10 protein-coding genes are annotated in these 15,390 nt (G+C 69.9%); all 10 read left to right on the top strand.

What is annotated here, in order from left to right:
- Window positions 1-349 precede the first annotated feature (349 nt).
- The gene (locus tag AB0J06_RS20990; RefSeq protein ID WP_357430631.1) at window positions 350-1,576 is read left to right on the top strand and encodes a helix-turn-helix transcriptional regulator; all 1,227 of its coding nucleotides are present in this window, start codon (window positions 350-352) and stop codon (window positions 1,574-1,576) included.
- A gap of 12 nt (window positions 1,577-1,588) precedes the next feature.
- A complete protein-coding gene (locus tag AB0J06_RS20985; RefSeq protein WP_357430630.1) occupies window positions 1,589-2,119 on the top strand; it encodes a GNAT family N-acetyltransferase in 531 nt (176 codons plus the stop codon).
- Window positions 2,120-2,387: 268 nt separating this feature from the next.
- A complete protein-coding gene (locus AB0J06_RS20980; RefSeq protein ID WP_357430629.1) occupies window positions 2,388-8,423 on the top strand; it encodes a polymorphic toxin-type HINT domain-containing protein in 6,036 nt (2,011 codons plus the stop codon).
- Window positions 8,420-8,827 carry a DUF4240 domain-containing protein gene (locus AB0J06_RS20975; RefSeq protein WP_357430628.1) on the top strand — a complete coding sequence of 136 codons (408 nt, stop codon included), beginning with the start codon at window positions 8,420-8,422 and terminating at the stop codon, window positions 8,825-8,827. The genes AB0J06_RS20980 and AB0J06_RS20975 overlap by 4 nt, the downstream gene beginning before the upstream one ends.
- A gap of 518 nt (window positions 8,828-9,345) precedes the next feature.
- Complete coding sequence (locus AB0J06_RS20970) at window positions 9,346-10,344, top strand: diacylglycerol kinase family protein (RefSeq protein WP_357430627.1); 999 nt, start codon at window positions 9,346-9,348, stop codon at window positions 10,342-10,344.
- Entirely contained in the window at window positions 10,341-11,336 is a 996-nt protein-coding gene (locus AB0J06_RS20965; protein WP_357430626.1) for a YihY/virulence factor BrkB family protein, read from the top strand. Before AB0J06_RS20970 ends, AB0J06_RS20965 begins: the two co-directional genes overlap by 4 nt.
- Before the next feature lie 100 nt (window positions 11,337-11,436).
- The gene (locus tag AB0J06_RS20960; protein WP_357430625.1) at window positions 11,437-12,939 is read left to right on the top strand and encodes a phosphatase PAP2 family protein; all 1,503 of its coding nucleotides are present in this window, start codon (window positions 11,437-11,439) and stop codon (window positions 12,937-12,939) included.
- Window positions 12,940-12,985: 46 nt separating this feature from the next.
- Window positions 12,986-13,795, top strand: coding sequence for an endonuclease/exonuclease/phosphatase family protein (locus AB0J06_RS20955; protein WP_357430624.1), 810 nt, complete (start codon window positions 12,986-12,988; stop codon window positions 13,793-13,795).
- A 190-nt stretch (window positions 13,796-13,985) separates the two neighbouring features.
- Complete coding sequence (gene nudC / locus AB0J06_RS20950) at window positions 13,986-14,813, top strand: NAD(+) diphosphatase (RefSeq protein WP_357430623.1); 828 nt, start codon at window positions 13,986-13,988, stop codon at window positions 14,811-14,813.
- 41 nt (window positions 14,814-14,854) lie between these two features.
- Window positions 14,855-15,385, top strand: a complete 531-nt coding sequence (locus AB0J06_RS20945) for a GNAT family N-acetyltransferase (protein ID WP_357430622.1) — start codon at window positions 14,855-14,857, stop codon at window positions 15,383-15,385.
- The last annotated feature ends 5 nt before the right edge of the window (window positions 15,386-15,390 follow it).

The raw sequence follows: 15,390 nt of genomic DNA, 5'->3' as shown, positions 1-15,390 counted from the left end.
GTACTCCGTGCACACGGTCATCTACGACCGTCGGTGCAACTGGGCTGTTCCCCGGAGCGGTACGAACAGGTGGCGCAGGACAGCGTGTGCCCGCACTCGGGGCACCATCGGTTGGACCGCTTGAACACGAGCAGACCGGCCAAGAACCCGATCACGAACGCGATCACGGGCGCTACGTACGCCACTGCGCCACCTCCCAGCGCTGATCGCGGGATGACATCAGAGGGACGTCTGCCGCTTCGTGGGTCACCGCCGTTACGGCCATGGCGGTAGCGTCTTGCATACGCAGTGCGATCGATAGTGGTGAGCGCAGGGCCCACGCTTCTGCCCACACGGCCGGGAGACCGCGATGGATTCGTTCGGACCTGCTCTCCGCCAGCTCCGGCGGAGCCGCGGGCTGTCTCTACGTGCTCTGTCCGCGCAGGTTGCCTACGACTACGGCTATCTCGGGCAGATCGAGCGGGGCGACAGGCCGCCCACAGCGGCCGTCGCCGCCGCCTGCGATCGTGCGCTGGACGCCGATGGTGCACTGGTGGGCGCCTATCACGAGCAAGCAGCAGGGGAGGGGGACATGCGGCGGCGAACTGTCCTGCAGGTTCTTGCAGGGATGGCCGCTGCTGGCACCTCGCCGCTCGTGTCCCTGGAGGCGTTGCGGCAAGGGCTCGGGCAGGCGTTGGATGCGGATCACGACAGTTGGCGGGCGGTGGTCGCCGAGTACGGACGCGCCTACTACACCACCCCGCCAACGACGTTGGCCGAGCAAATCACCGCTGATCTCACGGTGCTGCAGCAGATGATCTCCGTCGAGTCGGGTGTCCGTCGCGAAGGACTGATCCGGGCGTCAAGTCAACTCTCGGTACTGCTGGCGATGGCGCTCTCGGCGACAGGTGACACGCATCTGGCGGCGCGATGGTGGGCGTCCGCACGACTGGCCGCGCGCCAGTCCCATGACATAGACACCGAGGTGCTTGTCGGTGCCTGGGAGATGGTCAACGCCATCTATGCTGGCCGTCCACTCAGCCGGGTCATCGTGCGCGCCGACGAGACGATTGCGCTGGCCGGCACGCGGGTCAACGCGGCAGTTGCCGGCGTACTCGCGGGCCGCGCCCAGGCGCTGGCTCTCGTCGGGCGATCGGGCGACGCCGAGACGGCGGTGCAGCAGGTGGCGCGGGTGACCGACGCGATGCCGAACGGGGTCGTCGCCGATGAGGAATCGGTGTTCGGGTGGCCGGAGCATCGCCTACGGCACACGGAGAGTTTCGTCCATACCCACACTGGCAACACGGAGGCGGCGATGGCCGCGCAGGACCGTGCGCTGGCGCTGTACCCCGCTTGTCAGGTGCGGCTGCGGACCCAGGTGCAGTTGCATCACGCGACGTGCCTCGTCAAACGCGGGGAGATCGGTGACGGAGTGCGGCGAGCGGCGCAGCTGCTCGACGAGTTGCCCGGCGAGCACCACACGACCAACCTGCGCCGGGTGGCGACGCAGCTCATCGCCGCCGTCCCCGCTGCGGAGCAACGGCGCCCCGAGGTACGCGACATGAGCGCCCGCCTCGCCGATGGCCCGGCGGTGTAGGCAGTCATACGAATGGCCGATGTGCGGTACGAGAAGCTGTCCGGCCCGCAAGCCGGCGACGTGATCCCGGATCTGGTCGACCTCTACGCCAACGTGTACGCCGAACCGCCGTACCAGGAAGGCCCCGAGCAGGTTCGGCGCTTTGCCGACAAGCTGCCGGCGGAACTGGACAACCCGGGCTTCACGCTGACCCGTGCGCTCGAGGCTGACCGGCTGGTCGGTGCCGCGTATGGATGGACGATGCCGGCTGGACGCTGGTTTTCCCGCGCCGAACACGATCCTCCACCCGAGATCAAGGAGGCGGCGAAGCTGGCCGTCATGGAATGGATCGTGCATCCGGCATACCGCGGGCAGGGGATCGGCCGAGGCCTGATCCGCCTGCTTCTTGCCGACCGCACCGAGCCGTGGGCGGTCCTGGCCTCAGATCCACGGTCCGACGCACGCGGGATGTACGAGCGGGCCGGCTGGCAGCAGTGCGGGCGGTCCGTACTGCCATGGGGGCCGGCGATGCATCTGTTGACGTTGCCTCTACCACTGCGGTGACACCCCGGAAGCCCGACCTCGGCATCAAGCGAGCCGCGGGCACGGAATCCCCGTTACATCGACGGCTGTAAGTTCCTCTTTCTTTGTCCGTTCGGTGGGTTGCGTGCTGGTCACACATGATCGGAGCGCCTGCCGCATCATTGCTCATCGATTCCCCGTTGCGTGACGACCGTCGATACGTACATGGTGGCCAGGACCGTAAGTCACCTCACGTACACGGGGGAACATCGTGCGTGCCTTACCGGGCTTCAGGCTGTGGTGCCATGCGTTGGCGCTGTTCATGACCGTCTCGATGGTGCTGGTGGTGCTGCCGCGCACCGCGGCGCACGCGGCGCCGCCGGTGGCCACGCCGGGCCGGGGCCCGGTGCAGCGGCCATTGCCGGATTCGGCGAAACCCCGCCACGGTCTGCCGCCGGGGGTGACGGCCCCGGCGGTGCCGCCGTCGGTGAAGGCGGGGGGCAAGCCGCAGGCCGCCGCGAAACGCTCCGCGCGGACGACGGTGAGCAGCGGGGACACCCCGAACGCCGCGTCGGACCCGGTGCTGCGGTCCGGATTCATGCTGGGCGACACGTCGCTGGTCGCCTACTTCGACGGGGACTTCGAGCGCGACGACCCGCAGTCGTGGGCGCGCTGGTACGCCACGGTCACCGACGTGGAGGCGCGCACGGAGCAGCGGTCGGTCGACCTCGGCCATGGGGATGTCGCTGAGTGTTTCCAGCAGGACCGGCGGTTGTGCCGCAGCTTCGGCGCCGCCGAGGGCTGGGTGCTGGACCCGGCCCGTCAGTACACGGTGACGGTGACCGTGGTGCAGCCCGACGGCGCGGAGGTGGTCTCGACGCCGTCGAACCCGGCGAAGCCGCGGGTCACGGAGGTGCCGCCGTCGGTGCCGGCCGGCCAGGCGATCGGCTGCGGCTGCGCCACGGTGCTGGGCCAGACGCTGTCCGGGCAGGCGATGCGGGGCGCGGGCGTCAACACCGCCACCGGGACGTACTCCCGCACGGAGCGCGATTTCGTGATGGCCTCGTACGGCATCCCGTTCAACGCCTCGCGCTACTACTCGTCCGGGAACCCGACGGCGGGGATGTTCGGGCCGGGCTGGACCTGGACCTATGACGCGCGGGTGGTGGCCGGCGACGACGGCGCGGTGCGGGTGCGCGCCGAGGACGCCTCCGAAGCGGTGTTCAGCCGTAACGGGGACGGTTCGTACCGGGCGCCCGCCGGCATCCGGTCGAAGCTGTCCGCCGTGGACGGCGGCTGGCAGTTGGTGACGCCGGATCAGCGGACGCTGCGCTTCGACGGCCAGGGCCGGCTGTCGAGCATCAGGAACGCCCGCGGACACGGTGTGGCGCTGGCGTACGGGACCAGCGGCCTGCTGTCCACGGTCACGGACGCCTCGGGGCGCGTGGCCAAGGTCGAGTGGCGGTCCGACCTCCGGCTGATTTACAAGATCACGCTGCCGGACCACCGGTCGGTGCAGTTCGACTACTCGGGCGGCCGCCTGGCGAAGACGCAGGATCCGCGTGGCTTCACCACCCGCTACACATACGACGCGTCCGGTCGGTTGGTGAAGATCGTCGACGCGCGCGGCAACTTCGGGATCCGTAACGCCTACGGCCCGGACGGCCGGGTGATCGAGCAGACCGACCCCGAGGGCGCGGTCACGAAGTTCAGGTGGGACGCCGGCGAGCAGGTGGCGACCACCACCGATCCGGACAACGTGACGGTCATCGACGGCTACCGCGACAACGTGCTGCTGTACTCGCGCAACGCGAACCAGGACGTCGTCAACCACCGGTACGACAAGGGCTTGCGCCGCAATCTGGTGGTCGATCCGAAGGGCAACCAGGAGGAGGTCAAGTACGACGACGCCGGTAACCCGGTCGAGCGGCAGGCCCCCGATCCGTTCGCGTTCACCACGGCGAGCAGCTTCGACGAGCGCAACAACCTCACGGCGTACAAGGACGGGCGCGGCAACGCCTGGGTGTACGAGTTCAACGAGTACAACGAGATGATCGCGCAGCGGAATCCGAAGCAGCCGAAGGGCAAGGGTTACCGCTACACCTACGACGACAAGGGTCAGGTCGTCACCCGCACCGACCCCCGGGACAAGGTCACGCGCTACGAGTACGACCAGCACGGCGACCGTACGGCGGAGATCTCGCCGACCGGGCGGCGTACCGAGATGACGTACGACGTCACGGGCCGGATGACCTCGGTGGTGGACCCCCGCGGCACCATCGCGGGTGGGCACAGGGACGCCTACCGCACCCGCTTCGTCTACGACGAGCAGAGCCGAATCGTCCAGGTGTGGCAGCCGGGCAAGTTCGCCCCGAGCCGCACCCACTACGACGAGCTCGGTAACCCGGTGGTGATCACCGACCCGCTGGCCAACTCGTCGCGGGTCACGTACGACAAGAACAGCCGGGTCATCGAGGTCAAGGACCCGGTCGGCAACGTCTCGAAGCAGACCTACACCCCGGGCGGCCGCAACGCGTCGGTCACCGACGGCGCGCGCAACACCATCAGCTGGACCTACGACGAGCAGGGCCGGTCGAAGACCGAGACGTCGCCGCGCGGCAACGCCGATCCGGCGAACCGGGACAGGTACACGACGATCTTCTACTACGACCACAACGGCAACATGATCCGGGCCGACCGCCCGTACGGCACACAGGGGCAGCGGGTGCAGGTCGACACCGGCTTCGACGCGCTCGACCGGCCGACCGAGCAGCGTGACCAGTTCAACGTCGCGACCAAGGTGGGGTACGACAACAACGGCAACGTCGTCGAGATGACCAACGAGAACGGGGAGAAGCTCACCCACTCGTTCGACGAGGCCAACCGGCGCACCGGTTCCGGTGGCGCGGGGGTGCCGGCGAAGATCGAGTACGACGACGCCGGCAACCCCACCAAGCAGACCACCCCGACCGGCGGCGTGATCACCTGGCAGTACGACGACGACGGCCGCCCGGTCGCCATCACCGAGCCGCGCGGCAACGTCGCCGGCGGGAACCCGGACGACTACACCACCCGCTACGCGTACGACCCGGCCGGCAACATGGAGTCGGTCACCGATCCGCTCGGCAACGTCACCAGGACCAGCTATGACGCGATCAACCGGGTGGTCTCGCAGTCCGACGCGAACAACAAGACGACCCGGTACGGCTACGACGCGGCCGACCGGCTCCAGTCGGTGCTCGGTCCGGACGCGACCCATTCCTCGCAGGCGACCCGGTACGACTACAACGCCAACGGGCAGCCCATCAAGGTCACCGACCCGCTGAATCACACCACGAGCATGGAGTACGACAGGGCGGGCCGCCTGGTCGTCTCCACAGATCCGATCGGCCGGCGGCGGGAGCTCGTCTACGATGCCGACTCCAACCTCGTCGAGCAGGTCACCGCGCGGATCGGTCCCGAGTGGCCCGACCCGAACCGTGCGAAGCGCACGATCTTCTTCGGGTACGACAACCTCGGCCGACTGACCAGCAAGCAGCTCGGCCAGGGCGGCGCCACCTACACCTACGGCTACGACGCCAAGAACCGGCTGGTCTCCGCCGCCGACCCGTCCGGACTGCAGGAACGCGGCTATGACGCGACCGGCCGGCTGGTGGAGGTCAAACGGGGCGACGAGAAGTTCGGCTACACCTACGACGCGCTCGACCGGGTCACCGCCCGGACCTACCCGGACGGCACCCGGATCAACGCCGACTACGACGACGGCGACCGCGTCACGGCGCTGACCGCGAGCAAGGGTGGCAGTTCCGCGCGGTACGGCTTCGAGTACGACATCGCGGACAACCTCAAGAAGATCACCTACCCGCAGTCCACCGGACTGGTGCAGAACCGCGACTACGACCGGGCCGGGCGGCTCACCAGCGTCGCCTCCACCCAGGGCGAACAGGTCGTGTCCGCGTTCGACCTGACCCTCGACCCGGTCGGCAACCCCACGAAGGTCACCTCCCGGCGGGGCCAGGCCGGCCAGCCGACCATCACCGAGACGACCGCCTACGGCTACGACGCGGCGAATCGGCTCACCTCGGCGTGCTTCGGCGCGCAGACCTGCGATGGCGCCGCAGCCGAGCGGATCGACTACACGTACGACCCGGTCGGCAACCGGAGGACGCAGCGCAAAACGGCACCGGGGGAGAAGACCCTCACCACGTACACGTATGACGGCGCGGACCAGCTCACCGCCGAACTGACGGTCGGCTCCCGCTCGACGCTGCGCACGTTCGACTACGACCTCGAGGGCAACCAGACCCGCGCCGGCTCCGACCGGTACACCTACGCCCTCGACCACACGATGACATCGGCCACCGTCGACGGCCGCACGACGAAGTACACCTACGACGCGATCGGTAACCGCATCGCCGGCGTGTCCGGCACCGGGGCCGACGAGGTCCGCCAGACCTGGAGCTGGGACGTCAACGCCGGGATGCCGATGCTGGCGGTCGACTCGCAGACCAGCTCGGCGGGGACCGCGCGGCGCTCCTTCCTGTACGACCCGGCGGGCACCCCGCTGGCGCTGCTCACCCCCAGCGGCGACGGCCAGACCGCGCACTCGTACACCCACGACTGGCTCGGCGGGGTCGCCGCGGTGGTGGCGCCCAACGGCACCCAGGAGTGGGCGTACGACTACGACCCGTTCGGGGTGGCGCGCGGAGAAGGCCTGACCGACGGCGGAAAGAAGCTGACCGACGACGCGCCGGCCAACCCGATGCAGTTCGCCGGCGGCTACCACGACACCAGCCAGGGTGACCGCTATCAGCTGCGGGCCCGCAACTACGACCCCGGCACCGGACGCTTCGACGCCCAGGACCCGGCCGCCCAACCGGCGACCCAACCGGCGATCTCGTCGTACGCGTACGCCAACAACCGGCCCGGCGTGCTGACCGACCCGACCGGGATGCGCCCGATCCCGGACGACTACGGCGGCAGCTCCATCCCGAACTCGACGCCGGCCGACCCGACCACGACGACCGGCCCGGGCGGCGGCGAGCAGTGCATCGCCGACGGCCAGCTGGACTGCGAGTCGAACCCCGAGTACGACGGCGCGAAGAAGCTCGTCGACGAGGCTGAGGGGTTCATCAAGCAGATCGCGGACGAGATCGTCAACCTGATTCTCGACCTTGTCGGGTTCAACGATGCCAAGAAGTGCGTCACCGAGGGCGACATCGTCGCGTGCATCTCCACGGCGTTGCAGGCCGTGCCGTGGGGCAAGCTCTTCAAGGCCGCCAAGGTCATGATCAAGGCCATCGGCGTGGGCCGTCGGCTGGTCGAGGCGTACGGCAAGCTGAAGTCTGCCCGGAGCGCCTTGAGCAACATCCCGCGGTGGGTCAAGAAGGCCGGCAAGACCGCGCAGGAGGCCGAGGACAGCGCCAAGTACACGAAGGCGGTCGAGGCCTCGGCCGGCGGGGCGAAGAAGACCGGCGCGGAGGCGAAACAGACCACCAAGAAGGCCACCGAGGGGGCGAAGCAACAGCGGAAGAAGCAGGCCGACGAGGGCGGCGAGAGCTGCCGGATCGCGAAGGGCCGGGAGCTGACCAACTCGTTCCTGCCCGGCACCGAGGTCCGGATGGGCGACGGCAGCGCCAAGCCCATCGAGCAGGTACAGGCCGGCGACAGCGTCCTGGCGACCAACCCGGACACGGGGGCCACCGAGCCCGAGCAGGTCACCGCGACCGTCGAGGGCTCCGGGGAGAAGAACCTGGTGGACCTGACCCTGGTGGGAGCCGGTGCCGGAGGCGGCGGGCCACCGGCGAAGGTCACCGCCACCGACGGCCACAAGTTCTACTCACCCGAGCGTGGCTGGGTCCCCGCCACGCAGCTCGAGGTCGGCGACCAGCTCCGCGACAGCGATGGCGGGCCGGTCACTGTCACGGCCATCGGGCGATACACCCGCCAGGCGACCGTCCACAACCTCTCCGTCAACGACACCCACACGTACTATGTGGCGGCCGGCACCACACCGGTCCTCGTACACAACTGCGGGAAAGACCAAGGAATCTATGAGTTCCCGGACATGCACAACCCTGGCAAGACCTATGTCGGCAAGTCGATAAACTTGACGAATCGTCTGGGGGATCACCTCCGTAGTGGTCGGTTGGCGAGCATGGATGACGTCAAGATCACGCATGTGTGCGGATGTGAAGACGACGTATTTGTGGCTGAACACCTAAGGATTCAACAGTTGCGCAAACAGGGCGTCCCCCTGTCGAATGATATTAATTCCCCCGGAAAGGCGATCCTTGACAGGCGTAACCAGCCGATGCTTCCCGGCGCCGAGGAGTGGGGTCAATGATGGTCGCTGATTTCTGGTCAGTGATCGGTTCGAATGCTGTTACGAGTCGGGCGGACGTCGAAGCGGCGGTTGAGCAAGTTGAGCGGCGACTGCGTGCGCTGGACCTGCCGGACCTGGTTAGCTTTCAAGGTCAGCTTGATCAGAATCTGGATGCGCTGGACTTGAGTTCTCTAGCGTCCATCCAAGTTGAATTAGCGGAAGGTTTGGTTCTGGAGCAAACTGCCGATCACTTCCTTTACGCTCGGTGCGCGTGCTTGCTTGCTGGGCGGAAGGAAGTTCGGGCGGTGCTTGAGGAATCGGAGCGCTTCAGTGACTTTGTGGCCCCCAGGCTCCAATCGGCTGAGGCGCTGCTTTATCTCGCTCGAACTGAGTATCAAAAGCGCACGGGTCAGCCAATGAGATAACTCTTCAGGGGCGTCTGTGAACGGCACGTTCGCCGTGCTGAAGAGCCGGTGACTGGCCATGTGCCGGCTGTGCCCGGTCGCGGAATGGCGAGTAGGAGCATGTCCTGCGGCTCGGTGGTCGTCTCGTGCGGCTCCGACTTCACAGCGGTATGGGATTGAGCACTGGCAATGGGAAGTGGCTACGACATCAGCGACGTTCAGCTGGATGAACCTGCCCATGCGGCCTTCGTCGCGGCGGCTACTGCGTGTCGGCGTGGAGCGAGGCGAATGGCCGTGATCGGGCTCTGACGGTCCGGCGCTCCCCGTGCCGGCCGTGCCTTTCACCGAAGGGTGCACGGCCGGGACGGGGACTGTCCGCCAGGGCTCCGCGTCGGATCGGGGAAGCTGCCATCGGACTGCATTCGGGAGAGTCAGCCGCCGCTCGCCGGACGGTTCGCCGCACAAACGTCTTCGCGCGTAGCGTCACATCGGGGTGGCTGGGCTCGCCGCCGCGCTCGGTGTGGTGCAGACTTTCCGCCGTGAACAGCCCCTCCAGTTCCGACGTAGAGCGGCCGGCCCGCTCCGCGGTCGTGGTAAACCCGGCGAAGGTCGCTGATATCGGCCGCCTGCGGCGCACGGTGGAAAAGGCGCTGTCGGCGGCGGGGTGGCCGGCGCCGATGTGGTTCGAGACCACGGTGGCGGATCCGGGCGGCGGCCAGACGCGGCGCGCCATCGAGGCGGGCGCCGAGGTGGTCTTCGTCTGCGGCGGCGACGGCACGGTCATGTCGTGCGTGAGCGAACTCGTCGGCACCGACGTCGCGATGGCGGTTCTCCCGCAGGGCACCGGCAACCTCCTCGCCGCCAACCTCGGACTCTCCAACGACCTCGCCGCCGGCATCCAGGTGGCGATCGAGCGCGGTCATCGGCAGCTCGACGTCGGCGTGGTGGACGGCCGCTACTTCGTCGTGATGGCCGGGATGGGCTTCGACGCGGAGATGCTCGCCGCCACCTCCGAGACGACCAAGGCGCGGATCGGGTGGCCGGCGTACGTCATGGGCGCCCTGCGTCACCTGCGGGACCGGCCGATGCGGGTCTCCATCCGGGTGGACGACGCGGCGCCGGTGCACCGCCGCGCGCGTACCGTCCTGGTCGCCAACGTGGGCCGTCTGCAGGGCGGGGTGCGGCTGCTCCCCGACGCGGAGCCGGACGACGGCTGGCTCGACGTCGCCGTGCTGACGCCGCGGACGCTCGGGCACTGGGCGTCGCTCGGCTGGGCCGTGCTGCGTCGGCGTCGCCGCGTGCCCCGCTTGGAGGTGTTCCGCGGACGACGGGTGGAGATCACCAGCAACCGGCCGCAGCCCCGCGAGCTCGACGGCGATCTCATCGACCCCGGCCGGACGCTGCGCGTCGACATCCGGCCGCGGGCACTCTGGCTCTGCGTCCCGCAGCCCGCCGGGGCGCCCGACCTTGCCGTGGACGCCGGGGCGGCCGCGGAGCGCGGGCGGGAGTTGATCGACGGGGTGGAGGAGCGGCCGTGAGCAGCACCCGGATCGTCCCCGAGACGCGGTTGATGGCCGATCAGGAGTTGGCGGCCGACGACGCGTGGCACACCCTGCGCCGGCACGGCGGCTGGCACCTGCTGCGGGACGCCTTCATCCGGTTCCGCTACGGCGACGGCTTCAGCCACTCGCGGGCGCTGGCGCTGCAGCTCTGCCTCGCCGTGGTGCCGTTCCTGATCGCGCTGACCGGCCTGATCAGCGAGCTCGGCGCCGACGAGGGCGGCAGGGTGGTCGCCGACACCGTCCTGGCCATCACCCCCGGCGCCAGCGCCGAGATGGTCCGCGAGCTGCTGACCGACACCGAGCACACGGAGCGCGCCGGTGAGCTGGCGCTCGTGCTCGGTCTGATCACCGGGCTGGTCGCGCTGACCACGGCGATGGCCCAGATCGAGCGCGGCGCCAACCGCATCTACGGCGTGGAGCGCGACCGCCCGGCCGTGTGGAAGTACATCCGCGCGTCGATCCTCGCGCTCTGCGCCGGGGTCCCGGCGCTGACCGGATTCCTCGTGCTGGTCGCCGGAAACCCGCTGGGCGACTCGGTGCAGCGGCACTACGCGTGGGGCTCCGCCGCCGGCCTGGTCTGGGACGTGCTGCGCTGGCCGTTGAGCCTCAGCCTGACCGTGCTCGCCGTCGCGGTGCTGTTCCGGCACTCGCCCCGACGCCGCCAGCCGGGGCTGTCGTGGCTGCTGTTGGGGGCCGGCATCGCGATGGCGCTCTGGTGGCTGGCCACCCTGGCGCTCGCCGGGTACGTGCGGTTCAGCGACGCGTTCGGGCAGACGTACGGCGCACTGGCCGGGATCATGGCGCTGCTGCTCTGGGCCAACCTCACCGGGATGGCGCTCTTTTTCGGCCTGGCCTTCGCCGCTCAGCTGGAGGCGTTGCGGGTGGGCGTCCCCGAGCCGGCCGAGCCGGACCGCTGGGAGCCGGCGGACACCGACGCGCGCGGGGACGTGCGGCTGCCGGCCGGCTGAGTCACGTGTAAGCGACCGCCGCACCGGGTATCGGCCACGCCAGGCCCGATACCGGAGGTGCGACGTGGTCAGTGCGGACAGCGGGGTTTCGCCTCAACGGGTGAAGAGCTTCACCGGCCGTACCCTTGCCGGCCTGGCGGCGGTGGGCGCGGCGGGGGTCGGCTTCGGCGTCCTGCTGATGCTCGTCCGGTTTCACTTCACTCCGCTGTACACCTTCGACCAGGGTGTCGCGGAGTGGCTCAACGAGCAGATCGCGCCGCATCACCCGCTGGTCACCGTGCTGCAGGCGGTGAGCAGCCTCGGTGGCCGTCCGATCATGATCTGGCTGGTCGGCGCGGCGGTGGTCGGGCTCTTCATCCGTCGCCAGCCCCGGCTGGCGATCTACCTGATCGTCACCGGCATCGGCGCGCTTCTCCTCGATCCCTCGCTGAAGCTCCTCGTCGGGCGGTTGCGGCCGATCGTGGAGGTGCCGGTGCTGCACGCGCCGGGCAACAGCTTCCCGAGCGGACACGCGCTCGGTTCGATGGTGGTCTACGGCGCCCTGTTACTGGTCTTCCTGCCGGCGCTGGGACGCCGGTCGCGCGGCTTCGCCGCGGCCCTCGTCGCCACGGTGGTCGTCGCCGTCGGCTTCACCCGGATCGCCCTGGGCGTGCACTTCGTCTCCGACGTGCTCGGCGGTTGGCTGGTGGGGGTGGCGTGGCTGGGCGTGACCGCGTACGCCTTCCGGTTGTGGCGGCGCGAGGCGGGCCGACCGTTGCCGCCGATCACCGAAGGGCTGGAGCCGGAGGCGGGCCGGGAGGTCGTTCCGGCGCCCGACGAGCACCACGTTCTGCCGCATCCGTGGGTCGCCGCCGCGGAACTGCTCACCGGCTGGGCGCTGATCTTCGGCGCTCTCGTCGGCTTCGGCATGCTGGTGAGCTACCACCTCAAGGGCACCTTCGTGGCGACGCTGGACACCGTGCCGGAGTGGATGGCCCGGCACCGCACGCCCGCCCTCAACGAGCTGAGCTGGTACTGGAGCAAGGCGGGGGACACCCACGCGATCCTCTTCGTCGCGCTGATCGCCTGTCCGTTGATGCTGGCGATGTGGCGGCGGTGGCGGCCGGTGCTGTTCCTGGTCCTGACCATGTTCGGGGAGCTGAGCCTCTTCCTGGCCACCGCCCGCGCGGTGGACCGTCCGCGCCCGCCGGTCGAGCACCTCGACGGGAAGCTGCCGACCGCCGCGTTCCCCTCCGGCCACATCGCGGCGACCATGTGTCTCTACGTGGCGATCGCCGTGCTCGTCTTCCCGCGCACCAACCGGTGGTGGCGCTGGGTGACCGTGGCGGCCGCGATCGTCATGCCGCTCGGCGTCGCGCTCTCCCGGATGTACCGGGGCATGCACCACCCGAGCGACGTGGCGGGCGCAGCCCTGCTCACTCTGATGTTGATCAGTTTGCTCTGGTGGGTGGTCCGGCCCAACGCCGACCGCGCCCCCGATGAGCTGCCCCCGCCCGACGCACCGCAACCGGCGCGCACCGCTCCCGCCGAGCCCGGCCCTGCGGTCTCCGCGCAGGCCGTCCCGGCTGACCGTGCGACGGTGGAAGCGGGGCGGTCACGCTGATCGGGTCGACCCGCGGCAGCGGGACGGGGGCGCGCCGGTGAGGGTGATGACGTACAACATCAAGACCGGTGGCCAGGACCGCGGCGACCGACGGCGGCTGGACCAGGTCCTCGCGGTGATCGACGAGCAGCGGCCGGACGTGCTGGCCCTGCAGGAACTGCGGGGGTTCGGCGGGTTTCCCGGGTTCCGCCGGGACCGGTTGGTCGACCGGTGCGCGATGGCGCTCGGGATGACCGCGTTCCTCGCCGGCTCGTTGATCGGTCAACCGGTCGCCGTCCTGATCCGTCGGCCCGGACGCCGGGTCTCGGCGGCGCCGATCCGGCGTCCGTTCCACCACGCGGCGGCTCGGGTGGTCGTCGACACCGATCGCGGGCCGCTCGCGGTGGTCGGCACCCATCTGGACCCGTTCTCCGGTCGGCGCCGGCTGCGGGAGGCACGGTGGCTCGCGGCTCGACTGCGGCACGACCCGATGGCGCTGCTCATGGGGGACCTCAACTCGTTGGACCCGTGGAGCGAGCACGACGAACGGATCGAGCGCCTCGCCGCCCGGCACCGGTCCCGGCATCTGATGGCCGGCTCGTCGGCCACAGTGGACACCCGGGCCGTCGCGACCCTCGAAGCGGCCGGCCTGGTCGACCTGTTCCGGCAGGCGCCGTCCGGATCGAAGGACTATACGGCCCCGACCGAACAGGGCGGGGGGCGTGAGTTCTCCGGCATGCGGCTCGACTACATCATGGCCACCGCGCGCGTCGCCGCGTTGGCGCGCGGTTGCCGGGTGGTCGACGGCGGGGCGGCGGAGTGGGCCTCGGACCACCACCCGGTCGTCGCCGACCTCGACCTGTCGTTGGCAACCTGACGGACCGAACCCCGGTGAGCGCGGCCCGCGCGCCGACGCCGGATGTTAGCCTCGCGTCGATGATCGCTGTCGCCCTTCACCGCGCGTCATATCCGGCGATCACGGGAGACACATGAGGCGACGATGACGTGCTGACGTACTCGGGGGTTGGCTCGACCGCGCGGCCGGGCGCCGGGCCGATCCGGCCTGGGTGGCGGCGGCGCTGGCGGGCGGCGACGCGCAGATCGTCCCGCTCTGGCGCGACAGCTGTCTCGTCGCCGGCGACCGGCCGGTGGTCCTGTCCGCCGCCGAGGCGTCGCGGCTACTCGCCGCCGCCGACGAGCCGGTCTTCCTCGGCTTCGACGGCGGCGCCCCGGTCTTCGCCGCCGATCTCTCCGCCCTCGACGAGGAGCCGGCCGTCGCGCTGGCCGGCGCGTCCGGGGTACGGGACGTCCGCGCGCTCGTCGCCACCCTCACCCCGCCGCAGGCGGCGACGTTCGGCTACGCCCGCGGGATCCTGCACTGGCACCGCAACCAGCGCTTCTGCGGTGCGTGCGGGGGGCCGACCACGAGTCGGCAGGGCGGCAGCGTGCGCGCCTGCGGCGGCTGCGACCACCTGCTCTTCCCGCGCATCGAACCCGCCGTGATCGTGCTCGTCGAGAGCGACGGCGAGCCGTCCCGCTGCCTGCTCGGGCGGCACAGGGGCGCGCCGGAGGGCTCCTACGGCACGCTCGCGGGGTTCGTCGAGATCGGTGAGAGCCTGGAGGACGCGGTCCGCCGGGAGATTGCCGAGGAGGCCGGCGTGCGGGTGGGTCCGGTGAGCTATCAGGCATCACAGGCGTGGCCGTTCCCGGCCGGTCTCATGATCGGATTCCGGGCCCGCGCGCTCACCGACGCCATCGACGTCGACCGGGACGAGCTGATCGAGGCGCGGTGGTTCACCCGTCCCGAGCTCCGGACGATGCTCGCGCGCTGGCCGTTGCGCGGCGACTCGATCGAGAGCTTTCTGATCGAGGGCTGGCTGGGCGACGGCGGGTAATGGATTTGTCCCGAGACGCACCGGGGCGAGAAGATCGGGCGATGGAACCGCCAGAGATGATCAATGCCGGTGGCGTGGTGCTGAAGCGCTGGGAGCCGGCCTGGGCCGACGAACTCGCGCTGACCGTTCGCGCGTCCCTCCCCGAGCTCACGCGCTTCATGCCGTGGGCACACGAGGGCTACGACGTCGAGGACGCGCGCGGTTTCCTGAAGCTGACCGTGGACGACTGGGAGAGTGGCGTCGCGTTCAACTACGCGATCTTCACCGCGGTCGGCGAACTCGTCGGCGCCGCGAGCATGATGACCCGGATGGGTCCGGACGTGCTCGAGATCGGGTACTGGATCCACAGCGCGCACACCGGGCGCGGCTACGCGACCGCGGCCGCGCGCTCGCTGGCCAGCCTCGCGCTGACCATGCCCGGCATCGATCGGGTCGCCATCCGGCACGACGGGGCCAACGCCACCTCGGCGTCCGTCGCCACGAAGGCCGGCTTCGTCGAGGTCGAGCGCTTCGTGCGCCCGGTGGAGGCGCCGGGAGAGTCCGGCGTGGCGGTGATCCGGGAGCGTCGGTGACCCGC

Source organism: Micromonospora sp. NPDC049679 (assembly GCF_040659735.1).
In the GTDB taxonomy this organism is placed as follows: Bacteria; Actinomycetota; Actinomycetes; order Mycobacteriales; family Micromonosporaceae; genus Micromonospora_I.
Note: the sequence above shows the minus strand (reverse complement) of the source record. Positions and strands in the feature narration are given on the sequence as shown.